Raw genomic sequence first — 22595 nt, forward strand, 5'->3', positions numbered from 1 at the left:
CTGCGTGAAGGCGCGGGCATCATTGCCGCGCCAGCCAGGCGTGTGCCGCCCGCCGGGCGAGGACATCGGCCTCGAGGATGGTCTCGAGGTCCCCGGCCGGCGCGACGGGGCGCTCATCGCGCACCCGCACCACCAGCTCGTCGATATCGGTGAAGCCGAGGCGACCGGCCAGGAAGGCCTCCACCGCCACCTCGTTGGCGGCATTGAGCACCGCCGGCGCGGTCCCGCCCGCGGCCATGGCCTCCCGGGCCAGGCGCAGGCAGGGGAAGGACGCCTCGTCGGCGGGCTCGAAGTCGAGCCGCGCGACCCGGAAGAGGTCCAGCGCCTCCACCCCGGCATCGATGCGCTCCGGCCAGGCCAGCCCGTAGGCGATGGGGGTACGCATGTCCGGGTTGCCCAGCTGGGCAATCACCGAGCCGTCGCTGTAGGCCGCCATGGAGTGGATCACGCTCTGGGGGTGAACCACCACCTGAACCTGGTCGGGACGGGCATCGAAGAGCCAGCACGCCTCGATCAGCTCGAGCCCCTTGTTCATCAGGGTGGCGCTGTCCACCGAGATCTTGCGCCCCATGGACCAGTTGGGATGGTCGCAGGCCTGGTCCGGGGTCACGCGGCCCAGGGCATCCCGCGACCAGCCGCGGAAGGGACCGCCCGAGGCAGTCAGCAGCAGCTGCGTCACCCCGTGACGCCCCAGGCCGCCGCGGTGCTCGACGGGTAGACACTGGTAGATGGCATTATGTTCGGAATCGATGGGCAGGAGGGTCGCCCCATGGCGCGTCACGGCGTCCATGAACAGCGCCCCGGACATCACCAGGGCTTCCTTGTTGGCCAGCAGGACCCGCTTGCCGGCCTTCACCGCGGCCAGCGTCGGCAACAGGCCGGCGGCACCGACGATGGCCGCCATCACGGCATCCACCTCGCGGGCCTCGGCGACCTCGACCAGCGCCTCGCGACCGGCGCGCACCTCAGTGGCGAGCCCCGCCTCGGCCAGCTGCCCGCGCAGCCAGGCCGCATCCTCCTCGGCATCGAGCACCGCCACCGCCGGACGATGGCGTCGGCACTGGGCCAGCAGTGCCTCCCGGGAGCGGTGGGCGGTCAGGGCATGCACCCGGTAGCGTTCCGGGTGGCGGCCGAGCACGTCCAGGGTGCTGGTGCCGATGGAGCCGGTGGCGCCCAGCACGGTCACGCGACGCAGGGTCATAGCAGCCCCCCGTGCAGCAGCGCGAAGAGCGGCACCGCGGCGGTCAGGCTGTCGACCCGGTCGAGCACCCCGCCATGGCCCGGCAGCAGCTGGCTGGAGTCCTTGATGCCGCGATGGCGCTTGAGCATGCTCTCGAGCAGGTCGCCCAGCACCGAGGCCAGCGTCACCACCGCCGTGGCCAGCAGCAGCACCAGGCCGCCGGCGACGCCGAGGCCCTGCCAGGTGGCGAAGCCGACCGCCAGCAGCGCGGTGACGGCCAGGCCGCCGGCCACGCCCTCCCAGGTCTTGCCGGGACTGACGCTGGGGGCCAGCTTGTGGCGGCCGAGGGCCCGGCCGACGAAGTAGGCGCCGATGTCGGCGCCCCATACCAGCAGCAGCACGAAGAGCAGCCAGACGGCACCGCCCTCGCGCAGCACGCTGAAGCCCACCCAGGTCGGCAGCAGCACCCAGAGCCCCATCGCCAGGCGCATGCCGGTCGACCGCCACTGCGCGAGGCGCGCGGGGTAGCCGGTCACCCAGTAGAGGTTGGCCAGCCAGCCCAGTGCACCCAGCCACAGCGGCCAGGCCGCCAGCACGGCCCCGCTCGCCCAGCACAGCGCCATCAGCACGGCGAGACCCGCCACCGGGAGCAGGCGACGGCCCGGCGAGGTGATGCCCGCGAGGTTGGCCCACTCCCAGGCGGCGAGCAGCACGATGGCGGCGGTGAACAGCCGGAACCCCTCGCCCTCCAGGCCGAACAGGCCGAACAGGGCCAGGGGAACCAGCCAGGCCGCGGTGAGGATCCGTTGTCTGAGCACGTTGCTAGCCACTCTGCTGCGCCTCGAGCTGTTCATCGGTCATGCCGAAGCGCCGCTGTCTTCCCTGGAAGTCGGCCAGGGCACGGTCGAAGGCGGCACCATCGAAGTCTGGCCAGAGTACCGGGGTGAAATGCAGCTCGGCATAGGCCATCTGCCAGAGCAGGAAGTTGGAGATGCGCTTCTCGCCGCTGGTGCGGATGCACAGGTCCACCGGGGCGTCCCCGGACAGGCTCACCTCCTCGTCCAGGGCCTGTTCGTCGATCGCTTCGGGCTCGAGCTCGCCGGCGGCGACCCGCTCGGCCAGCCGCCGGGCGGCACCGGCGATGTCCCAGCGCCCCCCGTAGTTGGCGGCGATCACCAGGTGCAGGCCGGTGTTGTCTCGTGTCAGCGCCTCGGCGCTGGCGATATGCTTCTGGATCGAGGCGGAGAAGCCGCTGCGGTCCCCGATCACCGACAGGCGGATGCCGTGCCGGTGGAGCTTCCTGACCTCGCGCTTGAGCGCCATGAGGAAGAGCTCCATCAGGGCATTGACCTCGCTGGCGGGCCGCTTCCAGTTCTCGCTGGAGAAGGCGAACAGCGTGAGGGTCTCGATGCCGCGCTCGGCGGCGCGGCGGATGACGGCGCGCACCGCCTCGACGCCGGCATGGTGGCCACGCACGCCGGACAGGCCACGCGCCTTCGCCCAGCGGTTGTTGCCGTCCATGATGATGGCCACGTGGCGCGGCAGGGGCGCCTCGCCGGCGCTGGACCCGTCGTCGGGGCTGGCCCCGGGGCGGGGAGACTGCGGTGACGTCATGATGTCTCGCATGGCGGGTAAGAGCATGAAGACCGACGAACCGCGGACACCTGGCCCGCGGTTCGCCGAGGGGCGATCCGTCGCCGGCGGCGCCGTTCGCCGGTGCCGCCCGCCGTCATCAGACCTGCATCAGGTCGTGTTCCTTGGACTCGAGCGCCTTGTCGATCTCGGCGATGATGCTGTCGGTGAGCTTCTGGATCGCCTCCTCGGCCTGATGCTGCTCGTCCTCGGTGATCTCCTTCTCCTTGAGCAGCGACTTGAGATCGCCGTTGGCATCGCGGCGCACGTTGCGCACCGCCACCCGGGCGTGCTCGGCCTCCTGGCGGGCCTGCTTGATGTAGCCCTTGCGCGTCTCCTCGGTGAGCATCGGCATGGGCACGCGGATCACGTTGCCGGCGCTCGCCGGGTTGAGGCCGAGATCGGAGGTCATGATGGCCTTCTCGATCTTGGGCACCATCTGCTGCTCCCAGGGCACCACGCTCAGGGTCCTGGCATCCTCGACGTTGATCGAGGCCACCTGGTTGAGCGGCACCTGGCCACCATAGTACTCCACGGTCACGGCATCCAGGATGCTGGAGTGCGCCCGACCGGTACGGATCTTGTTGAAGTTCTGGTGAAGGGCCTCGAGGCTCTTCTTCATGCGACTCTGCGCATCCTTCTTGATGTCGTCGATCACTGTCTCACCCTCTGTCAATCAGCGTGCCTTCCTTGCCACCCACCACCAGGTTCAGCAGGGCACCCGGCTTGTTCATGTTGAAGACCCGCACCGGCATGTCATGGTCCCGCACCAGGCAGATGGCGGTCAAATCCATCACCCCGAGCTTCTGGTCGAGCGCATCATCATAGGTCAGCTGCTCGTACTTGACCGCATCGGGGTGCTTGACCGGGTCCTTGTCGTAGACCCCGTCGACCTTGGTGGCCTTCACCACCACGTCGGCATCGATCTCGATGCCGCGCAGGCAGGCCGCGGAGTCCGTGGTGAAGAAGGGGTTGCCGGTGCCGGCCGAGAACAGTACCACGTCGCCGGACGTCAGGTAGCGGATGGCGGTCCGGCGGTCGTAGTGCTCCACCACACCACTCATCGGAATCGCCGACATCACCCGCGAGCGGATGTTGGAGCGCTCCAGGGCATCGCGCATGGCCAAGGCGTTCATCACCGTGGCCAGCATGCCCATGTGGTCACCCGTGACCCGGTCCATGCCCGCCTCGTGCAGGGCCGCCCCGCGGAACAGGTTGCCGCCGCCGACGACGATGCCGACCTGGACGCCGATCCCCACCAGCTGGCCGATCTCCAGCGCCAGGCGATCCAGCACCTTGGGGTCGATGCCGAACTCGGCATCCCCGGTCAAGGCCTCGCCGGAGAGCTTGAGCAGGATGCGCTTGTACTTGGACACCTCGGCGCGGGTCTTCTCGGGCTTGCTGGGGGCGGGGTGATCGGCACTGGTCATGGGGTATCTCCCGGGTTCTCGACGCTTGGGACCTGGTGGATGGCCGGATTCACCGGCCGGATACGCGAAGGCGTGCGCTCGCGCGCACGCCATCTTCACACTGGAACATGCGACCTCAGCTGCGCTTGGCCTGTTCCATCACTTCCTTGGCGAAGTCGACCTCTTCCTTCTCGATGCCCTCGCCCACCTCGAAGCGGGTGAAGCCGACCACCTCGCCGCCGGCCGCCTTGACGAACTCGGCCACGGACTGGTCGGGGTTCTTGACGAAGGGCTGCTCGGTCAGGCTGTTCTCGGCCAGGTACTTCTTCAGGCGGCCCTGGACCATCTTCTCGGCGATCTGCTCGGGCTTGCCGGCCATGTCGGGCTGGGCCAGGATGATCGCCTTCTCGGCGTCCAGCTGCTCCTGCGGCATGTCCTCGGGACGGGCCACGGCCGGGTTGATGGCGGCGACGTGCATGGCGACGTCCTTGGCCACCTCGGCGTTGCCGCCCTTGAGCACGGTCAGCACGCCGATGCGGCCGCCGTGGACGTATTCGCCGACCAGGTTGCCGGCGCCGGCCTCGACCACGACGCTGCGACGCACGCCGATGTTCTCGCCGATCTTCTGCACCAGCTGCTCGCGGGCGGTCTCGAGCTCGCCGTCCATGACGGCGGCCACGTCCTCGCTCTTGGCGGCGAAGAAGGCGTCGGCGATCTTCTCGGCGAAGGCCTTGAAGTTGTCGTCACGGGCCACGAAGTCGGTCTCGGAGTTGATCTCGACCATCACGCCGTAGCTGCCGTCGTCGGCCACGCGGGTAACCACGGTGCCCTCGGCGGCGGTGCGGCCGGCCTTCTTGGCGGCCTTGAGGCCAGAGTTCTTGCGCAGGTTCTCGATGGCCTGCTCGATGTCACCATCGGTCTCGGTGAGTGCCTTCTTGCACTCCATCATGCCGAGCCCGGTGCGCTCGCGCAGTTCCTTGACCTGGGAGGCGCTGATAGCTGCCATGGTAGTGTCCTCTGAATGGTTCGACCTGGAATGGGTAGCGGAAAGAAGAGAAGAAAGGGGGCCTGAGCCCCCTTGCGCCTGTCCGGCGGGCCGCCACCGGAGTGACGGCACGGCAACCGGCCCAGGCGGGCCGACGATCACTCGGCGGCGGCGTCGCTCTGGCTCTCTTCGGCGTCGGTGACCTCGACGAACTCGTCGGGACGACCTTCCTTCGCACGGGCGCAGGCGTCGGCGATGGCCTTGACGTAGATCTGGATGGCGCGGATGGAGTCATCGTTGCCCGGGATCACGTAGTCGACGCCATCGGGATCGGAGTTGGTATCCACCACGCCGATGACCGGAATGCCCAGCTTGTTCGCCTCGTTGATGGCGATGCGCTCATGGTCGACGTCGATCACGAACAGGGCATCGGGCAGGCCGCCCATTTCCTTGATACCACCCACGGACCGCTCGAGCTTGTCCTGCTCGCGGGTCGCCATCAGCACTTCCTTCTTGGTCAGCTTCTCGAAGGTGCCGTCCTCGTGCATGGTCTCGAGGTCGCGCAGGCGCTTGATGGAGACGCGGATGGTCTTGTAGTTGGTCAGCATGCCACCGAGCCAGCGGTGGTTGACGAACGGCTGACCGACGCGATTGGCCTCTTCCTTGATGATCTTGCTCGCGCTGCGCTTGGTGCCGACGAACAGGATCTTGTTGTTGGCCGCTGCCATCTTCTCGACCACGTCGATGGCCTCGTTGAGGGCCGGCAGGGTGTGCTCGAGGTTGATGATGTGGATCTTGTTGCGTGCGCCGAAGATGAACTTGCTCATCTTCGGGTTCCAGTACTTGGTCTGGTGACCGAAGTGAGCGCCTGCCTTCAGCAGGTCACGCATGTTGACGTGTGCCATGGATGACTCCTGGAAAATCGGGTTAGGCCTCCACGCACCCCATGGATCCGACCGCCGGAGCAACCGGCAGCACCCGGGACCATGTGACGGTGCATGTGTGATTTCAAGGCATTGCATTGGTGATTGAGCGCGCTTCCCGGACCTCGCCGAGGCGCCGACGGGTCGGCTGGCTCCGCGATTGCAGGAAAGCGCGCAGCTTTATACCATGGATGACCTCCGAGATGAAGTCGTCCGATGCTCGAGCCCGCCGCCATCCGGGCGACACCACCCCTGATCCGAGATTCCATGAACGTACCCATCAAGACGCCCGACGAGATCGAGAAGATGCGCGAGGCGGGCCGCCAGGCCGCCAGCGTGTTCGAGATGATCATCCCCCACGTGAAGGCCGGCGTGAGCACCGGCGAGCTGGACCGGCTCTGCCACGACTATATCGTCGACGAACTGGGCTCTACCCCGGCGCCGCTCAACTACCACGGCTTCCCCAAGTCGATCTGCACCTCGATCAACCACGTGGTCTGCCACGGCATCCCCGATGACGCCAAGAAGCTCAAGAAGGGCGACATCATGAACATCGACATCACCGTGAAGACCGCCGACGGCTATCACGGCGACTCCAGCATGATGTTCATCATCGGCGAGACCATCCAGGGCGAGCGCCTGTGCCGGGTCACCCAGGAGTGCCTCTACCGCAGCATCGCCCTGGTGCGCCCGGGCGTGCACCTCTCGGAACTGGCCCGCGCCATCCAGTCCCACGCCGAGGCCAACGGCTACTCGGTGGTGCGTGACTTCTGCGGGCACGGTATCGGCGCCGGCTTCCACGAGGATCCCCAGATCCTGCACTACGACGGCTATGCCCCCGAGGCCGACATCGCCCTCGAGGAAGGCATGTGCTTCACCATCGAGCCGATGATCAACGTCGGCGACCATCGCACCAAGGTGCTGCGCGACGGCTGGACCGCCGTGACCAAGGACAGGAGCCTGACCGCCCAGTGGGAGCACACCCTGCTGGTCACCGCGACGGGGGTGGAGGTGCTCACCGCCCGCCACGACGAAGACCTCTCCTTCCTCGACCGCTGAGTCGATCGCCATGCTCCTGCACCACTACCGTTTCGTCCCCGACGACAGCCTCTTCGCTGTCGACGCCTTCCGCGCCGAGCTCGCCGGCGAGCGCTCGCCGATCGCCCCCTTCAAGGCGGCGCTGCGTGGCATCCAGGCCCGGCTTGACGAGCGCTTCCGCGCCGGTGCCGACATCCGCGACCTGGTGCACGGCCGGGCCTGGTGCCTGGACCGCCTGCTGGCCATCGCCTGGGAGCAGCACGACTGGCCCGACGACGGGGTGGCGCTGCTCGCCGTGGGCGGCTACGGCCGCGGCGAGCTGCACCCCCACTCCGACATCGACCTGCTGCTGCTGCTCGAGCAGGACGACGACACGCCGTATCGCGAGCCGCTGACGGCCTTCATCACCTTCCTGTGGGACATCGGCCTGGAGATCGGCCACAGCGTGCGCTCGCTCGCCGACTGCGAGCGCGAGGCCGAGGCCGACGTGACGGTGATCACCAACCTGCTCGAGACCCGTACCCTGGCCGGGCCCGAGCACCTGCGCGAGGCGATGCAGGCACGCCTGTCCACCGACCGGCTGTGGCCGGCGGACCGCTTCTTCGAGGCCAAGTGGCAGGAGCAGATCAGCCGTCACTACCGCTACAACAACTCCGAGTACCACCTCGAGCCCAACATCAAGAGCTCGCCGGGCGGGCTGCGCGACATCCAGATGATCGGCTGGGTGGCCAAGCGCCACTTCGGCACCCAGCGCTACGAGGACCTAGTCGCCGGCGGCTTCATGAACGATCCGGAGCTGCGCATCCTCAGCCAGGGCCAGGCCTTCCTGTGGCAGGTGCGCTACGCCCTGCACATGCTCACCGACCGCGCCGAGGACCGCCTGCTGTTCGACCACCAGCGCACCATCGCCGAGCTGTTCGGCTATCGCGACACCCCGGAGCGCCTGGCCGTGGAGCAGTTCATGAAGCGCTACTATCGCCATGTCACGGCGCTGGCCGGGCTCAACGACATGCTGCTGCAGCACTTCGACGAGGCGATCCTGCACGCCGGCGAGGCGCTCACCACCGTGCCCCTCAACGAGCGCTTCGAGATCAAGGGGGGGTATATCCAGGCCCGCTCGCGCCATGTCTTCCGCCGGCGCCCTTCGGCACTCCTCGAGCTCTTCCTGCTGATGGCCGAGCACCCGGAGATCGAGGGGGTGCGTGCCGATACCATCCGCCTGATCCGCGACCACCGCCACCAGATCGATGACCTCTATCGCGACGACCTTCGCCACCAGAGCCTGTTCATGGCCCTGCTGCGCTCGGGCGGCAACGTTGCCCGCCAGCTGCGGCGCATGAACCGCTATGGGGTGCTCGGCAAGTACCTGCCCGAGTTCGGCCAGGCGGTGGGGCTGATGCAGCACGACCTCTTCCACATCTACACGGTGGACGCCCATACGCTGCGCCTGCTCAAGTGCATCCACGGCTTCCGCAAGCCCGAGGCGAAGGAGGAGTTCCCGGTCGCCGCCAACCTGATCCACCAGCTCCCCAAGCTGGAGCTCTTGTGGATCGCCGGCCTCTACCATGACATCGGCAAGGGACGCGGCGGCGACCACTCGACCCTGGGCGCCCGGGATGCCGAGGCCTTCTGCGAGCGCCATGGGCTCTCCAGCCGCGACACGCGCCTGGTCAGCTGGCTGGTGGAGCACCACCTGATGATGTCCATGGTCGCCCAGAAGCGCGACATCACCGACCCCGACGTGATCGCCGAATTCGCCCGCCTGGTGGGCGACGAGACGCGGCTCGACTACCTCTACGTGCTGACGGTGGCCGACATCACCGCCACCAACCCGACCCTATGGAACGGCTGGCGGGCCTCGCTGCTGCGCCAGCTGCACAGCGAGACCAAGCGCGCCCTGCGTCGGGGGCTGGAGAATCCCCTGGAGCGCGACGACTGGGTCCGGGAGACGCGCAGCGAGGCCCACTCGCTGCTCGCCTCGGTGGGCGCCGACATGGCCCGGGTCGACCGGCTCTGGGAATCGCTGGGCGAGGACTACTTCCTGCAGTACGCCCCCAGCGAGATCGTCTGGCAGACCCAGGGCATCCTCGACCATGGCGACAGCCAGCTGCCGCTGATCCTGATCAATGCCCCCACCGACGACATGGCCGAGGGGGGCACCAAGGTGTTCATCCACACCCGCTCGGTGGACGACCTGTTCGCCGCCACCGCCGCCGCCATGGACCAGCTGGGGCTGTCGATCCACGACGCCCGCATCGCCACCTCCAGCAACGACTGGACACTGAACACCTTCATCGTGCTGGACGACCACGGCCAGGCGATCCGCGACCGCGAGCGCATCGAGGAGATCCGCCGCCACCTGGTGGAGGAGCTCGACGACCCGGACGACTACCCGCAGATCGTTACCCGGCACACCCCTCGCCAGCTCAAGCACTTCCGGGTACCCACCGAGGTCAGCATCGAGCAGGACCCGGCCAACGAGCGCACCCTGCTAGAGCTCGTCGCGCCTGATCGCCCCGGCCTGCTGGCCCGGGTGGGACGCATCTTCATGGAGCAGGACATCGCGCTGTCGGCGGCCAAGATCGCGACCCTCGGCGAGCGGGTCGAGGACGTCTTCTTCATCACCGACAAGGCCGGGGCGCCGCTCACCGACCCGGGACGCCAGCAGCGCCTGCGCGAGCGCCTCATCGAGGTCCTCGCCATCCCCGGCTGACGCCGCCCGCCGGGCCGGCGTTTGAGGCCGCCCCGGGGCTTCCCTATAATCGACGCCCTGCCCGCCCGCGCGCCACCGGCACGCGGGCCACCAACGACAACGACGCCGGACGCTTGCTTCTGTCCCAGGCGCATCTGGACCGCCATGAACCCCGACCTCGACGCGCTCAAGCCCTACCCCTTCGAGAAGCTCGCCGCCCTCAAGGCCGGCGTGACGCCGCCCGAGGGACTCACGCACATCCCGCTGACCATTGGCGAGCCCCGTCTCGCGCCCTTCGCGGCGGCCCTCGAGACGCTCACCGCCCACCGCCAGGACTTCGCCCGTTACCCCGCCACCGCCGGGACGGCCGAGCTGCGTGCGGCGATCGCCGGCTGGGCGATGCGACGCTTCGCCCTGGCGGGCCTCGACGCCGAGACCCAGGTGCTGCCGGTGAACGGCACCCGGGAGGCGATCTTCGCCTTCGTCCAGGCGGCGCTGGACCGCACCCGACCGGCCAGGGTGGCGATGCCCAACCCCTTCTACCAGATCTACGAGGGCGCCACCCTGCTCGCCGGCGGCGAGCCGCTCTACCTGGACGCCACGGCCGAGAGCGGCTTCCGGCCGGACCTGGACGGCGTACCCGCCGAGACCTGGCGCGACGTCCAGCTGGTGTTCCTCTGCTCGCCGGCCAACCCCACCGGTGCGGTGACGCCACTGGCCGAGTTCGAGAAGCTCATCGCCCTGGCCGATGAGCATGACTTCCTGATCGCCTCGGACGAGTGCTACTCGGAGCTCTACCTGGACGAGGCCGCCCCGCCGCCGGGTCTGCTCGAGGCCTGCGCACGCCTCGGTCGCCACGACTACCGGCGCTGCCTGGTGTTCCACTCCCTCTCCAAGCGCTCCAACCTGCCGGGGCTGCGCTCCGGGTTCGTCGCCGGCGACGCCGAGCTCATCGCCCCGTTCCGGCGCTACCGCACCTATCACGGCTGCGCCATGTCGCTGCCCGTGCAGCAGGCCTCGATCACCGCCTGGAACGACGAGGCCCACGTGCGCGCCAACCGCGAGGCCTACCGCGAGACCTTCGCCGCAGTGACCGAGGTCCTCGCCCCGGTGATGGACTTCCCCACCCCCGAGGCGAGCTTCTACCTGTGGCCGGCGGTGCCCGGCGGGGACGACGAGGCCTTCACCCGTGCGCTCCATGCCGAGGCGAACGTCAGCGTCCTGCCCGGCAGCTACATGGGCCGTGTCGGCAGCAGCGGCACCAACCCCGGCAGCGGGCGGCTGCGCCTGGCACTGGTCGCCGAGGTCGAGGCCACGGTGGAGGCCGCCTGGCGCATCCGCCGCTTCATCGAGAGGAGTCCCCGATGCTGACGCTCTACGTGATCAAGAACTGCGACACCTGTCGCCGCGCCCGCAAGGCGCTGGACGGCAGGGGTCTCCCCTACCAGATCCATGACCTGCGCGAGGACGGCCTCTCGGCCCCGCTGCTGGAGCACATCCTGCACCGGGTGCCGGTCATGGAGGTGCTCAACAGGCGCAGCACCACCTGGCGGGAGCTCGATGACGAGGAGAAGGCCGACATCGACGCCAACAAGGCCCGCGAGCTGATGCTGGCCCACCCCACCCTGCTCAAGCGCCCGCTGCTCGATACCGGCGACGAGATCCTCGTCGGCTACCGCGACGGCGACTACGACTCACTCTAGGGCCCGCCAAGCCCTCCCCACGCTTCCAGAGGACATCACCCCATGCTGAGCTTTGCACTCGGAATCGGCACCCAGAACACCCAGGGCGACTGGCTGGAGATCTACTACCCGGCACCACTGCTGGACCCCGATGCCGACCTGGTGGCCGCCGCCGCCAAGGTACTCGACGCACCTGCCGGCAACGCCGCGGTCAGCTTCCTGCCCGAGCAGTGCGCGGAGCTTGCCGGCGCGCTGAAGGCCGCCGGCCACGAGGAACAGGCCGAACTGGCCGAGTCCCTGGCCACGAGCTGCCGCCCGCTGGTGGCCATGTTCCTGGACGTGGACACCCCGCCCCAGAGCGCCCCGGAGGTCTACCTCAAGCTGCACCTGCTCTCCCACCGCCTGGTGAAGCCCCACGGCCTGGACCTCACCGGCATGTTCGGCCTGCTGCGCAACATCGCCTGGACGAACGAGGGGGCAATCGACATCGAGGAGCTGCCCGCACGCCGCCTCAAGGCCCGCCTGGAAGGGCGAGCGCTCTCCGTGGACTGCGTGGACAAGTTCCCCAAGATGACCGACTACGTGGTGCCCGCCGGCGTGCGCATCGGCGATACCGCCCGGGTGCGCCTGGGCGCCTATCTCGGCGAGGGCACCACGGTGATGCACGAGGGCTTCGTCAACTTCAACGCCGGCACCGAGGGGCCTGGCATGATCGAGGGGCGCATCTCCGCCGGCGTGATGGTCGGCAAGGGCTCGGACCTCGGGGGCGGCTGCTCCACCATGGGCACCCTGTCCGGCGGCGGCAACATCGTCATCAAGGTGGGCGAGGGCTGCCTGATCGGCGCCAATGCCGGCATCGGCATCCCGCTGGGCGACCGCTGCACCGTGGAGGCCGGCCTCTACATCACCGCCGGGGCCAAGGTCACCCTGCTCGACGACCAGGGACAGGAGGTCGAGACCGTGGCCGCCCGTGAGCTGGCCGGCCAGCACGACCTGCTGCTGCGCCGCAACTCCCAGAACGGTCGCATCGAGTGCCTCACCAACAAGAGCGCCATCGCGCTCAACGAGGCGCTGCATGCCAACAACTGAGCCGATCGCGCTTTCCCCGACCCTGCAGCTCGCCTTCGAGCTGATCCGGCGCCCCTCGGTAACGCCGGATGACCTGGGCTGCCAGGCGCTGATGATCGAGCGCCTCGAGGCGCTCGGCTTCCGGGTCGAGCGCCTGCCCTTCGGTGACGTGGAGAACTTCTGGGCGACCCGCGGGCACCACGGGCCCCTGCTGGCCTTCGCCGGCCACACCGACGTGGTGCCCAGCGGCCCCCAACCCCGCTGGGACTTCCCGCCCTTCGAGCCGTACATCGATGAGGCGGGCATGCTGCGGGGCAGAGGGGCCGCCGACATGAAGGGCAGCCTGGCGGCAATGGTCACGGCGGTGGAGCGCTTCGTGACCGCCCATCCGGATCACCACGGGCGGATCGGTTTCCTCATCACCTCGGACGAGGAGGGGCCGGCAGTGGACGGCACCCGGGCCGTGGTCGAGCACCTGCGCGAGACCCACGACCGGCTCGACTACTGCATCGTCGGCGAACCCTCCTCCACCGACCGTCTCGGCGACGTGATCAAGAACGGTCGACGCGGTTCGCTGGGCGGGGTGCTGCATGTCAAGGGCATCCAGGGCCATGTGGCCTATCCGCACCTGGCGCGCAACCCCATCCACCAGGCGCTGCCGGCGCTGGACGCCCTGGCACGGGAGCACTGGGACGCCGGCAACGCCTTCTTCCCCGCCACCAGCTTCCAGGTCTCCAACATCCGCTCGGGCACCGGCGCCACCAACGTCATCCCCGGCGACGTCGAGGTGGTGTTCAACTTCCGCTTCTCCACCGAGGTGACCCACGAGCAACTGAAGCAACGCACCGAGGCGCTGCTCGAGGCCCATGGCCTCGACTACCACCTGGACTGGACGCTCAACGGCGAGCCCTTCCTCACCGCCGAGGGCGAGCTGGTGGAGGCCGCCGTCAGTGGCGTGGAGGATGCCCTGGGCCACCGCCCCGAGCTCTCCACCGCGGGTGGCACGTCGGACGGGCGTTTCATCGCTACCCTGGGCAGCCAGGTGGTCGAGCTCGGCCCCTGCAATGCCACCATCCACCAGGTCAACGAGCGGGTGCTGGCCTCGGACCTCGATGACCTCAGCCGTGTCTACGAGGCGATCCTCGCCAGACTCTTCGTCAACGGCACGGCCCGGCCCTGAGGCGCCCATGCAATCCTACCCCGATATCGAGATCTACCTGGCCCACTGCGACATCGCGCGTCTGGACGCCTGGCTTCAGCAGGCCATCGGCGCCGAGCCGCTGTCGCCCGCGGGCAAGCGCCAGTGGCGCACCCTCGGCCACGCCGATGCCGGCGGGGTGCCGGTGCTGGTGGTGGAGAAGGCCGCCGACGGCTTCGCGAGCCTGTGGCTCGACAGCCCGGAGACACCCTGGGCGACCGATGCGGCCTGTGCCCGGGACGCCGCCGCCCGGCTGGGCTGCGAGGTGCGCTGCTCGCTGGGCGGCTGGCAGCCCGGCGACGACCCGGACCGCTTCCTGCAGGTGCTGCCCGACGGCACCGAGCAGGCGATCGACTGGCCCGACTCGGGGCAGTAGCCCGAAACGACATCGCCCCGCAGGTGCGGGGCGATGTCGTTGGCAGTGAGACAACACGTCGAGCGCAGGCGCTTCGATTCACGTAATCACGGTGACGTCGTCGGCCTGCAGCCCCCGCTCGTTCTGGATGACGTGGTAGCGCACCTTCTGGCCCTCGGCCAGGGTGCGGTGCCCCCGCCCGCGGATGGCACGGAAGTGCACGAAGACATCCTCGCCGTCGTCACGGGTGATGAAGCCATAGCCCTTGTTGACGTTGAACCACTTGACCTCGCCGATCTCGCGATCGTCGTCCTCGACCTCGGCCAGGTTGACCAGCTGGGGCGTCAGGGCGTTGACCGCCAGGGTGGCAACCAGCAGTACCAGGAAGACCGCGGCGGCGGCGGCGAAATAGACCACGGCCACGCCGCCGACCTGGAGGCTGGAAAACAGCTCACGGGACAGCACGCCGCCGGTGAGATGGACGAACAAGGCAATCAGCAGCGGGGCCGGCGCGGCCAGCAGCAGGCTGATGAGACTGCAACGAAACACGACCTTTCGATTCATGGACCTGTAAGACTCTCTTGTCGGGGTGAAAGGAAGGAAGAAACCATCATGATCATGAAGGTGCCACGATGAACGGCGACACCCAGCGCGAGGATTCTACCATGAGCACCGATACGACGCCTGTCGAGCTGGCACGGCGCCTCGAGGCCCTGGAGAGCCGTATCGCCTACCAGGAGCACTGGCTCGACACCCTGGACGCGGCCGTGGCCGGCCAGGAGCAGCGGCTATCGCAGCTCGAACGGCTCAATGCACTGATGACGGAACGGCTGCGCGACCAGCAGCGGGCGCTGCAGGAAAACGACACGGCGACGCCTGGCCCCGGGGACGAGGTGCCGCCGCACTACTAGCGCCGAGCGCCGAGCGCCGAGCGCCGAGCGCCGAGCGCCGAGCGCCGAGCGCCGAGCGCCGAGCGCCGAGCGCCGAGCGCCGAGCGCCGAGCGCCGAGCAGGATGATGCCGCCGTCATGGCCGGCAACAACTAGAAACCCCGCCGGATCGGGTATCCGGCGGGGCTTCTAGTTTTCTGCCTCAATACCTACCGCCTGTAATCGATCAGCTTGGCGCTCGGCGCTTGCGGCTTGGCGCTGCCCGAAGGGCGCTTACAACTCGTCGAGGTAACGTTCGGCGTCCAGCGCGGCCATGCAGCCGGTGCCGGCGGAGGTCACGGCCTGGCGGTAGACGTGATCCATCACGTCGCCGGCGGCGAACACGCCCGGCACGCTGGTCGCGGTGGCATTGCCGTCGAGGCCGGACTGGACCCGGATATAGCCGCCGGCCATCTCGAGCTGGCCCTCGAAAATGCCGGTATTGGGGCTGTGGCCGATGGCGATGAAGAGCCCGGGCGCCTGGATCTCCTTGGTCTCGCCGCTCTCGGTGGACCTGAGCCGCACCCCGGTCACGCCGCTGTTGTCGCCCAGCACCTCGTCCAGGGTCTGGTTCCACTCCAGCACCACGTTGCCGTTCTCGGCCTTCTCGAACAGCTTGTCCTGGAGGATCTTCTCGGCGCGCAGGCTATCCCGGCGGTGCACCAGGGTCACCTTGGAGGCGATGTTGGAGAGATAGAGCGCCTCCTCCACGGCGGTATTGCCGCCGCCCACCACGACCACCTCCTGGTTGCGATAGAAGAAGCCGTCACAGGTCGCACAGGCCGAGACCCCCTGCCCCATGAACTTCTGCTCCGACTCGAGGCCCAGGTAGCGGGCGCTGGCACCGGTGGCGATGATCAGGGCGTCACAGGTGTAGGTGCCGTTGTCGCCCTTGAGCGTGAAGGGGCGATTGCGCAGATCCACCTCGTGGACATGGTCGAAGAGCACCTCGGTATCGAAGCGCTCGGCATGGCGCTTCATGCGCTCCATCAGCTCGGGCCCCTGGACGCCGGACTCGTCGCCCGGCCAGTTGTCCACGTCGGTGGTGGTGGTCAGCTGGCCGCCGGCCTGGATGCCGGTGATCAGCAGGGGCTTCAGGTTGGCCCGGGCCGCATAGACGGCCGCGGTGTAGCCGGCGGGGCCGGAGCCCAGGATGATCAGGCGTTCGTGACGCGCATCGCTCATGGAGGACCTCGTAGTGAATCGAGTTGAATCGGGTGGGCGACGCCCGGCGGGAGAGCCTACAGCACGTCGTCGTCGCTCCCCAGGGTCATCTGGAAGGCGCTTTCATCCTGCAGGTCAACGTCGACCCGCACCTGGATAGGCTCACAACAAACATGGCAATCCTCCCAGGTGACGTGGCTGCCCTGGCTCGGGTCGACCAGCAGGTCGAAGGGGGCATCGCAGTAGGGACAGTGCACGCGACGCGACGTCAGCTGTTCTTCGTGCATCGGGCCTCCCGGAACCCTCGTGCCGTATCGCAGCAATATGAGGGGGCTGGGACGGCATTTCAAGGGCGCCCGACCGCCACGCTCCCCGGGCGGCGCTTGAAAAGGCCAACTATCATGACCATGTAATCAGAATGGTACCAGGATGGTGCCCTCACTCCCCGCGATGCGAAAGGAGGACAGACAGCATGAGCAACGAGTCCACACCGGATACCCTGCAGACGCTGGACGCCGGCGGCACGACCTACCACTACCATAGCCTGGCGAAGGCCGCCGACGCGCTTGGCAACATCGACCGCCTGCCCAAGACCCTGAAGACCCTGCTGGAGAACCAGCTGCGCTTCGCCGATGACGAGAGCGTCTCCCGCGAGGACATGCAGGCGCTAGTCGACTGGCAGCAGCAGGGCCACTCCGACCGCGAGATCGGCTATCGCCCGGCGCGGGTGCTGATGCAGGACTTCACCGGCGTGCCCGGGGTCGTCGACCTGGCCTCCATGCGCGCCGCGGTGGAGTCCCTCGGCGAGGACCCGGCCCGCATCAACCCGCTGTCGCCGGTGGAGCTGGTCATCGACCACTCGGTGATGGTCGACAAGTTCGGCAACCCCACGGCGTTCAAGGACAACGTGGCCATCGAGATGGAGCGCAACCACGAGCGCTACGAGTTCCTGCGCTGGGGCCAGCAGGCGTTCGACAACTTCCGCGTGGTGCCGCCCGGCACCGGCATCTGCCACCAGGTCAACCTCGAGTACCTGGGCAAGACCGTCTGGAGCAAGGAGCAGGACGGCCGGACGCTGGCCTACCCGGACACCCTGGTGGGCACCGACTCCCACACCACCATGATCAACGGCCTGGGCGTGCTCGGCTGGGGCGTGGGCGGCATCGAGGCCGAGGCGGCCATGCTCGGTCAGCCGGTCTCGATGCTGATCCCCGAGGTGGTGGGCTTCAAGCTCACCGGCAAGCTGCGCGAGGGCATCACCGCCACCGACCTGGTGCTGACGGTCACCGAGATGCTGCGCAAGAAGGGCGTGGTGGGCAAGTTCGTCGAGTTCTACGGCGACGGCCTCAAGGACCTGCCGCTGGCCGACCGCGCCACCATCGCCAACATGGCCCCGGAGTACGGCGCCACCTGTGGCTTCTTCCCGGTGGACGACGAGACGCTGACCTACATGCGCCTGACCGGCCGCGACGATGCCCAGCTGGCGCTGGTCGAGGCCTACAGCAAGGCCCAGGGGCTGTGGCGCGAGCCCGGCGACGAGCCCATCTTCAGCGACACCCTGGCGCTGGACATGACCGAGGTCGAGGCCAGCCTGGCCGGCCCCAAGCGGCCCCAGGACCGGGTGGCGCTCAAGGACATGAAGACGGCCTTCGCCCGGGTCATGGAGGACGATGGCAAATCGCTTCCCTCCACCGAGAAGGGCCGGCTGTTCTCCGAGGGCGGCCAGACCGCCGTGGGCGTCGAGGAGAGTTACGAGCACCACGACAGCCAGGACGTGGACCTCGACGGCGAGGCCTTCCGGCTGAACCCGGGGGCCGTGGTGATCGCCGCCATCACCTCCTGCACCAACACCTCCAACCCCAGCGTGATGATGGCCGCCGGCCTGCTGGCTCGAAAGGCCCGCGAGAAGGGCCTGCACACCAAGCCCTGGGTGAAGACCTCCCTGGCGCCGGGCTCCAAGGTGGTCACCGACTACCTGGTCGCCGGCGGCGTGCAGGATGACCTCAATGCCCTGGGCTTCAACCTGGTCGGCTACGGCTGCACCACCTGCATCGGCAACTCCGGCCCCCTGGCAGGCCCCATCGAGGAAGCCATCGAGGAGGGCGACCTGACCGTGGCCTCGGTGCTCTCGGGCAACCGCAACTTCGAGGGCCGGGTGCACCCGCTGGTCAAGACCAACTGGCTCGCCTCGCCGCCGCTGGTGGTGGCCTATGCCCTGGCCGGCAACGTCCAGCTCGACCTGAGCCGTGACCCCCTGGGCATCGACCATCACGGCCAGCCGGTCTTCCTCAAGGACATCTGGCCCAGCCAGGCGGAGATCGCCGAGGCCGTGGAGCAGGTCAACACCGAGATGTTCCGCAAGGAGTATGCCGAGGTGTTCGACGGCGACGAGACCTGGAAGGCCATCGAGGTGCCGCAGAGCAAGGTCTACCAGTGGTCGAAGGACTCCACCTACATCCAGCATCCGCCCTTCTTCGAGGGCATGGGGCGCACGCCTCCCGCCATCGAGGACGTCAAGGACGCCCGGGTACTGGCCATGCTGGGCGACTCCGTGACCACCGACCATATCTCCCCGGCCGGGGCCATCAAGCCCGACAGCCCCGCCGGACGCTACCTGCAGGAGCGTGGCGTCAAGCCGGTGGACTTCAACTCCTACGGCTCGCGGCGCGGCAACCACGAGGTGATGATGCGCGGCACCTTCGCCAACGTGCGCATCAAGAACGAGATGCTGGATGGCGTGGTCGGCGGCGAGACGCGCCACGTGCCCTCCGGCGAGCAGATGGCCATCTACGACGCCGCCATGACGTACCAGCAGGAGGGCACGCCGCTGGTGGTGATCGCCGGCAAGGAGTACGGCACCGGCTCCTCCCGCGACTGGGCCGCCAAGGGCACCCGCCTGCTCGGGGTGCGGGCGGTGCTGGCCGAGTCCTACGAGCGCATCCACCGCTCCAACCTGATCGGCATGGGCGTGGTCCCGCTGCAGTTCCCGGAGGGCGAGAGCCGCAAGACCCTGGGCCTGACCGGTGACGAGACGGTCTCCATCGAGGGGCTCGGTGAGCTCACCCCGGGGGGCAAGGTCAAGGTGACCATCGCCTCCGACAAGGGCGAGAAGAAGCTCGAGGCGCTGTGCCGCATCGATACCGCCAACGAGCTGGAGTACTACCGCCATGGCGGCATACTCCACTACGTGCTGCGCAAGATGATCGGCGCCGCCTGACCGAAAAGGCCCCGCAGCCTTAGCAGCAAAAGGCCCTGCCGGGTTATCCGGCAGGGCCCTTTTCGTTCCAGTAGAAGCCTCAGAAGGAGCGGCGGCGATAGCGCCGGTACTCCGGCGTCCAGCTGCTGCGCTCGATGGCCTCCCGGAGCTTGATGCCGTTGGTCTTCAGCGCCACGCCCTCGCCCTGGGCCTGGGCGGCCACGTCGAAGGCGATCGCCTTGGAGAGCTCGCGGATCTTGGAGAGCGCCGGCAGCAGGGCCCCCTCCCCCTGCTTGACCAGCGGCGCCTCGCGGGCCAGCGCCCGGGACGAGGCCATCAGCATGGCATCGGTGACGCGCCTTGCCCCGGCAGCCACCACGCCCAGGCCGATCCCCGGGAAGATGTAGGCGTTGTTGCACTGGGCGATGGGGATACGGCGGCCACCGTACTCCACCGGCGGAAAGGGGCTGCCGGTCGCCACCAGGGCCTGGCCATCGGTCCAGCGGATCACGTCCTCCGGCACCGCCTCGGCGCGGGAGGTGGGGTTGGAGAGCGGCATGATCAGCGGCATCTCGCAGCCGGCGTGCATGGCGCGCACCACCTCCTCGGTGAAGATGCCCGGCATGCCGCAGACCCCGATCAGCACCGTGGGCTCGATGCGTCGCACCACCTCGAGCAGCGACTGGCCGTCCCAGCCGGCCACCATCCCGGGGTCGTGGGCCAGCCGGCCCTGGAAATCGCGCAGCCAGGCCTGCTCGGAGGTGACCAGCCCCTCGCGGTCGACCATGTAGATGCGCGAGCGCGCCTCCCGCTCGGTCAGTCCCTCGGCCTGCATGGCCACCACGACCTGCTCGGCGATGCCGCAGCCGGCGGAGCCCGCACCGACGAACACCACCTTCTGCTGGCCGATACCCTCGTCGCGGGCCTGGCAAGCTGCCATCAGGGTGCCCACCACCACCGAGGCGGTCCCCTGGACATCGTCGTTGAAGCAGCAGAGCTCGTCGCGGTAGCGGTCGAGCAGCGGCAGGGCATTGGCCTGGGCGAAGTCCTCGAACTGCAGCAGCACCCCCGGCCAGCGGCGCTTCACCGCGGCGATGAACTCCGCCATGAAGGCATCATACTCCTCCTGGGAAACGCGCCGGTGGCGCCAGCCCATGTACATGGGATCGTCGAGCAGCGCCTGGTTGTTGGTGCCCACGTCGAGCATGATCGGCTGGGTGTAGGCCGGGCTGATGCCACCGCACGCCGTGTAGAGCGCCAGCTTGCCGATGGGGATGCCCATGCCGCCGATGCCCTGGTCACCGAGCCCCAGGATGCGCTCGCCATCGGTGACCACGATGACCTTGACGTTGTCCTTGGTTGAGGAGCGCAGGATGTCATCCATGCGGTCGCGGTCCGGGTAGGCAATGAACAGCCCGCGGTGGTTGCGGTAGATGTTGGAGAACTCCTCGCACGCCTTGCCGACCGTGGGGGTGTAGATGATCGGCAGCATCTCTTCGAGGTGCTCCGAGACCAGCCGGTAGTAGAGGGTCTCGTTGTCGTCCTGGATGGCGCGCAGGTAAACGTGCTTGTCCAGGTCGCTCCGGCACTGCCGGTACTGGCGATAGGCCCGTTCCGCCTGCTCCTCGATGGTCTCCACATTCTGCGGCAGCAGGCCGATCAGGTTGAACTCCAGGCGCTCCTCGCGGGTGAAGGCACTGCCCTTGTTGAGCAGCGGCATCTCGAGCAGCGGCGGGCCGGCATAGGGAATATAGAGGGGACGCTTTTGGTCGATGGTCATCTCTCGCCTCGATACGGTGACTGGAACGGGCCGTTGGCGCTCTGTCGGCACCTTGCCGCCAACTCTAGCACGCCGCAAACAACGGCGCCCCGGCCTGGGACCGGGGCGCCGTGATGCGAGGCAGGCGGGGTCGCGGCTCAGCAGCCCTTCGCCGCGGGCAGCCGGCCCGCCTCGCCCTCGAAGAAGAAGGGACGCAGTCTGACCCCGAGCATGTTGCCGGCGAAGGCGGCCACCAGCCACACCCAGCCATGCAGGCTGCCGGAGGCGATACCGCTGAAGTAGGCGCCGATGTTGCAGCCGAAGGCCAGGCGGGCCCCGTAGCCGAGCAGCAGGCCGCCGATCACCGCCGCCAGCACGGAGCGTGCCGGGATGCGGAAGTTGGGCGCGAACTTGCCCGCCAGCGACGCCGCCGCCAGTGCCCCGAGCAGGATGCCGATGTTCATCACGCTGGTGATGTCGCGCCAGATGGTGGCCTCCAGGGCGGCCGCATTCCACGAGGACTGCCAGTACCCCCACTGGCTGACGTCGCCGCCGAGGGCCTCGAAGCCCTTGGCGCCCCACAGCGCGAAGGCGGAGGTGATCCCCCAGGGACGACCGGCCAGCGCCAGGGTGGCGAAGTTGAGCAGCGCCAGGGCCACGGCCCCGGCAAGCAACGGCCAGGGGCCGGTGAGCCAGCGACGGTTGCCGGCATCGATCGCCGGGGCCCGCTCCAGCTGGCCGTGGCGACGCCTCTCCATCACCAGGGTGAAGGCGGCAATGGCGGCGAAGAGCGCCAGGCTGATGGCGATCCCGCCCCCTGTGCCGGCGGTCTTGACCAGCGACACCGGCTGGAAGGCGGGCAGGCCCTGCCACCAGGTAAAGTGGGCGGTGCCGATCACCGACCCGACCACGAAGAACAGCAGGGTGATCAGCATGCGGGCATTGCCGCCGCCGGCGGTGAACAGGGTACCGGAGGCGCAGCCGCCGCCGAGCTGCATGCCGATGCCGAACAGGAAGGCGCCGACCACCACCGAGATGCCGATGGGGGCCACGAAACCGTACACCGACTGGCCAAAGAGGCTGCCCGTCCCCAGTGCCGGGAAGAACAGCAGCACGGCGAGGGTCAGCATCACCATCTGGGCGCGCAGGCCGCGGCCGCGCCGCTCGGTGATGAAGACCCGCCAGGCGGCGGTGAAGCCGAAGGCGGCATGGTAGAGCACCATGCCCAGCAGTCCGCCCACCACCATCAGCACACCGAGGCGCGCACCGAAGGCGGCGCCCACGGCCAGGGCACCCAGCAGCAGGGCACCGGCCGCCACGGCGGAGACGGAGAGTCGGGGACGTTGGGTCAGGGCGAGTTCACTCATGGCGTGTTCTCTCGAGGTC

Annotated in this window: 21 protein-coding genes; 9 read left to right on the top strand and 12 right to left on the bottom strand. The window is 68.5% G+C overall.

Features of this window, described 5'->3' with window-relative positions; all coding sequences use genetic code 11:
• Positions 1-19 precede the first annotated feature (19 nt).
• The 7 genes from ispC to rpsB form a co-directional block, all read right to left on the bottom strand.
• Entirely contained in the window at positions 20-1201 is a 1182-nt protein-coding gene (gene ispC / locus P8934_RS15865) for a 1-deoxy-D-xylulose-5-phosphate reductoisomerase (protein WP_278031894.1), read from the bottom strand.
• The gene (locus P8934_RS15870; RefSeq protein ID WP_278031895.1) at positions 1198-1998 is read right to left on the bottom strand and encodes a phosphatidate cytidylyltransferase; all 801 of its coding nucleotides are present in this window, start codon (positions 1996-1998) and stop codon (positions 1198-1200) included. The genes ispC and P8934_RS15870 overlap by 4 nt, the downstream gene beginning before the upstream one ends.
• A 4-nt stretch (positions 1999-2002) precedes the next feature.
• Positions 2003-2794: a polyprenyl diphosphate synthase gene (uppS, locus tag P8934_RS15875; protein ID WP_278031896.1), complete on the bottom strand. Its 792-nt coding sequence runs from the start codon at positions 2792-2794 to the stop codon at positions 2003-2005.
• A 118-nt stretch (positions 2795-2912) separates the two neighbouring features.
• Complete coding sequence (frr, locus tag P8934_RS15880; protein ID WP_133637842.1) at positions 2913-3470, bottom strand: ribosome recycling factor; 558 nt, start codon at positions 3468-3470, stop codon at positions 2913-2915.
• Positions 3471-3474: 4 nt separating this feature from the next.
• The gene (gene pyrH, locus P8934_RS15885) at positions 3475-4242 is read right to left on the bottom strand and encodes a UMP kinase (protein WP_106231405.1); all 768 of its coding nucleotides are present in this window, start codon (positions 4240-4242) and stop codon (positions 3475-3477) included.
• A gap of 115 nt (positions 4243-4357) precedes the next feature.
• Complete coding sequence (gene tsf, locus P8934_RS15890; RefSeq protein ID WP_278031897.1) at positions 4358-5227, bottom strand: translation elongation factor Ts; 870 nt, start codon at positions 5225-5227, stop codon at positions 4358-4360.
• A 137-nt stretch (positions 5228-5364) separates the two neighbouring features.
• The gene (gene rpsB, locus P8934_RS15895; RefSeq protein ID WP_106231403.1) at positions 5365-6111 is read right to left on the bottom strand and encodes a 30S ribosomal protein S2; all 747 of its coding nucleotides are present in this window, start codon (positions 6109-6111) and stop codon (positions 5365-5367) included.
• A 285-nt stretch (positions 6112-6396) separates the two neighbouring features.
• On the opposite strand from rpsB, the gene map reads away from it, so the two are divergent.
• The 7 genes from map (at position 6397) to P8934_RS15930 (ending at position 14183) form a co-directional block, all read left to right on the top strand.
• Positions 6397-7188 carry a type I methionyl aminopeptidase gene (gene map / locus P8934_RS15900; protein WP_278031898.1) on the top strand — a complete coding sequence of 264 codons (792 nt, stop codon included), beginning with the start codon at positions 6397-6399 and terminating at the stop codon, positions 7186-7188.
• 10 nt (positions 7189-7198) lie between these two features.
• The gene (locus tag P8934_RS15905; protein ID WP_278031899.1) at positions 7199-9880 is read left to right on the top strand and encodes a [protein-PII] uridylyltransferase; all 2682 of its coding nucleotides are present in this window, start codon (positions 7199-7201) and stop codon (positions 9878-9880) included.
• A gap of 144 nt (positions 9881-10024) precedes the next feature.
• Positions 10025-11230, top strand: coding sequence for a succinyldiaminopimelate transaminase (gene dapC, locus P8934_RS15910; RefSeq protein ID WP_278031900.1), 1206 nt, complete (start codon positions 10025-10027; stop codon positions 11228-11230).
• A complete protein-coding gene (locus P8934_RS15915) occupies positions 11224-11562 on the top strand; it encodes an arsenate reductase (RefSeq protein WP_278031901.1) in 339 nt (112 codons plus the stop codon). The genes dapC and P8934_RS15915 overlap by 7 nt, the downstream gene beginning before the upstream one ends.
• Positions 11563-11604: 42 nt before the next feature.
• Entirely contained in the window at positions 11605-12630 is a 1026-nt protein-coding gene (dapD, locus tag P8934_RS15920) for a 2,3,4,5-tetrahydropyridine-2,6-dicarboxylate N-succinyltransferase (RefSeq protein ID WP_278031902.1), read from the top strand.
• The gene (gene dapE / locus P8934_RS15925) at positions 12617-13789 is read left to right on the top strand and encodes a succinyl-diaminopimelate desuccinylase (protein ID WP_278031903.1); all 1173 of its coding nucleotides are present in this window, start codon (positions 12617-12619) and stop codon (positions 13787-13789) included. The genes dapD and dapE overlap by 14 nt, the downstream gene beginning before the upstream one ends.
• 7 nt (positions 13790-13796) lie before the next feature.
• Positions 13797-14183 carry a hypothetical protein gene (locus P8934_RS15930; protein WP_278031904.1) on the top strand — a complete coding sequence of 129 codons (387 nt, stop codon included), beginning with the start codon at positions 13797-13799 and terminating at the stop codon, positions 14181-14183.
• A 78-nt stretch (positions 14184-14261) separates the two neighbouring features.
• Here P8934_RS15930 and P8934_RS15935 read toward each other — a convergent pair whose 3' ends face one another.
• Positions 14262-14726, bottom strand: a complete 465-nt coding sequence (locus P8934_RS15935) for a cold-shock protein (protein WP_106231396.1) — start codon at positions 14724-14726, stop codon at positions 14262-14264.
• 101 nt (positions 14727-14827) lie between these two features.
• Here P8934_RS15935 and P8934_RS15940 point away from each other — a divergent pair, with 101 nt between their 5' ends.
• A complete protein-coding gene (locus tag P8934_RS15940; protein ID WP_106231443.1) occupies positions 14828-15073 on the top strand; it encodes a SlyX family protein in 246 nt (81 codons plus the stop codon).
• A 251-nt stretch (positions 15074-15324) separates the two neighbouring features.
• Here the strand turns inward: P8934_RS15940 and trxB are convergent, their stop codons facing one another.
• Entirely contained in the window at positions 15325-16275 is a 951-nt protein-coding gene (trxB, locus tag P8934_RS15945; protein WP_278031905.1) for a thioredoxin-disulfide reductase, read from the bottom strand.
• A 56-nt stretch (positions 16276-16331) separates the two neighbouring features.
• Positions 16332-16541: a CPXCG motif-containing cysteine-rich protein gene (locus tag P8934_RS15950; protein WP_278031906.1), complete on the bottom strand. Its 210-nt coding sequence runs from the start codon at positions 16539-16541 to the stop codon at positions 16332-16334.
• A 185-nt stretch (positions 16542-16726) separates the two neighbouring features.
• Here P8934_RS15950 and acnA point away from each other — a divergent pair, with 185 nt between their 5' ends.
• On the top strand, positions 16727-19471 hold the full coding sequence (gene acnA, locus P8934_RS15955) for an aconitate hydratase AcnA (RefSeq protein ID WP_278031907.1): 2745 nt from the start codon (positions 16727-16729) through the stop codon (positions 19469-19471).
• A gap of 79 nt (positions 19472-19550) precedes the next feature.
• Here acnA and P8934_RS15960 read toward each other — a convergent pair whose 3' ends face one another.
• The gene (locus tag P8934_RS15960; RefSeq protein ID WP_278031908.1) at positions 19551-21230 is read right to left on the bottom strand and encodes an NAD-dependent malic enzyme; all 1680 of its coding nucleotides are present in this window, start codon (positions 21228-21230) and stop codon (positions 19551-19553) included.
• Between the two features lie 137 nt (positions 21231-21367).
• Positions 21368-22576, bottom strand: a complete 1209-nt coding sequence (locus P8934_RS15965; protein WP_278031909.1) for a YeeE/YedE family protein — start codon at positions 22574-22576, stop codon at positions 21368-21370.
• Positions 22577-22595: the final 19 nt, after the last annotated feature.

It is taken from the genome of Halomonas sp. CKK8, from assembly GCF_029625235.1.
In the GTDB taxonomy this organism is placed as follows: domain Bacteria; phylum Pseudomonadota; class Gammaproteobacteria; order Pseudomonadales; family Halomonadaceae; genus Halomonas; species Halomonas ventosae.

Coding starts and splice junctions, on each gene's coding strand:
- P8934_RS15940 (WP_106231443.1), top strand. CDS start 14,828: ATGAGCACCGATACGACGCCTGTCGAGCTGGCACGGCGCCTCGAGGCC.
- dapC (WP_278031900.1), top strand. CDS start 10,025: ATGAACCCCGACCTCGACGCGCTCAAGCCCTACCCCTTCGAGAAGCTC.
- uppS (WP_278031896.1), bottom strand. CDS start 2,794: ATGACGTCACCGCAGTCTCCCCGCCCCGGGGCCAGCCCCGACGACGGG.
- P8934_RS15960 (WP_278031908.1), bottom strand. CDS start 21,230: ATGACCATCGACCAAAAGCGTCCCCTCTATATTCCCTATGCCGGCCCG.
- P8934_RS15930 (WP_278031904.1), top strand. CDS start 13,797: ATGCAATCCTACCCCGATATCGAGATCTACCTGGCCCACTGCGACATC.
- map (WP_278031898.1), top strand. CDS start 6,397: ATGAACGTACCCATCAAGACGCCCGACGAGATCGAGAAGATGCGCGAG.
- acnA (WP_278031907.1), top strand. CDS start 16,727: ATGAGCAACGAGTCCACACCGGATACCCTGCAGACGCTGGACGCCGGC.
- dapE (WP_278031903.1), top strand. CDS start 12,617: ATGCCAACAACTGAGCCGATCGCGCTTTCCCCGACCCTGCAGCTCGCC.
- trxB (WP_278031905.1), bottom strand. CDS start 16,275: ATGAGCGATGCGCGTCACGAACGCCTGATCATCCTGGGCTCCGGCCCC.
- P8934_RS15935 (WP_106231396.1), bottom strand. CDS start 14,726: ATGAATCGAAAGGTCGTGTTTCGTTGCAGTCTCATCAGCCTGCTGCTG.
- pyrH (WP_106231405.1), bottom strand. CDS start 4,242: ATGACCAGTGCCGATCACCCCGCCCCCAGCAAGCCCGAGAAGACCCGC.
- P8934_RS15915 (WP_278031901.1), top strand. CDS start 11,224: ATGCTGACGCTCTACGTGATCAAGAACTGCGACACCTGTCGCCGCGCC.
- dapD (WP_278031902.1), top strand. CDS start 11,605: ATGCTGAGCTTTGCACTCGGAATCGGCACCCAGAACACCCAGGGCGAC.
- P8934_RS15950 (WP_278031906.1), bottom strand. CDS start 16,541: ATGCACGAAGAACAGCTGACGTCGCGTCGCGTGCACTGTCCCTACTGC.
- P8934_RS15965 (WP_278031909.1), bottom strand. CDS start 22,576: ATGAGTGAACTCGCCCTGACCCAACGTCCCCGACTCTCCGTCTCCGCC.
- rpsB (WP_106231403.1), bottom strand. CDS start 6,111: ATGGCACACGTCAACATGCGTGACCTGCTGAAGGCAGGCGCTCACTTC.
- tsf (WP_278031897.1), bottom strand. CDS start 5,227: ATGGCAGCTATCAGCGCCTCCCAGGTCAAGGAACTGCGCGAGCGCACC.
- ispC (WP_278031894.1), bottom strand. CDS start 1,201: ATGACCCTGCGTCGCGTGACCGTGCTGGGCGCCACCGGCTCCATCGGC.
- P8934_RS15905 (WP_278031899.1), top strand. CDS start 7,199: ATGCTCCTGCACCACTACCGTTTCGTCCCCGACGACAGCCTCTTCGCT.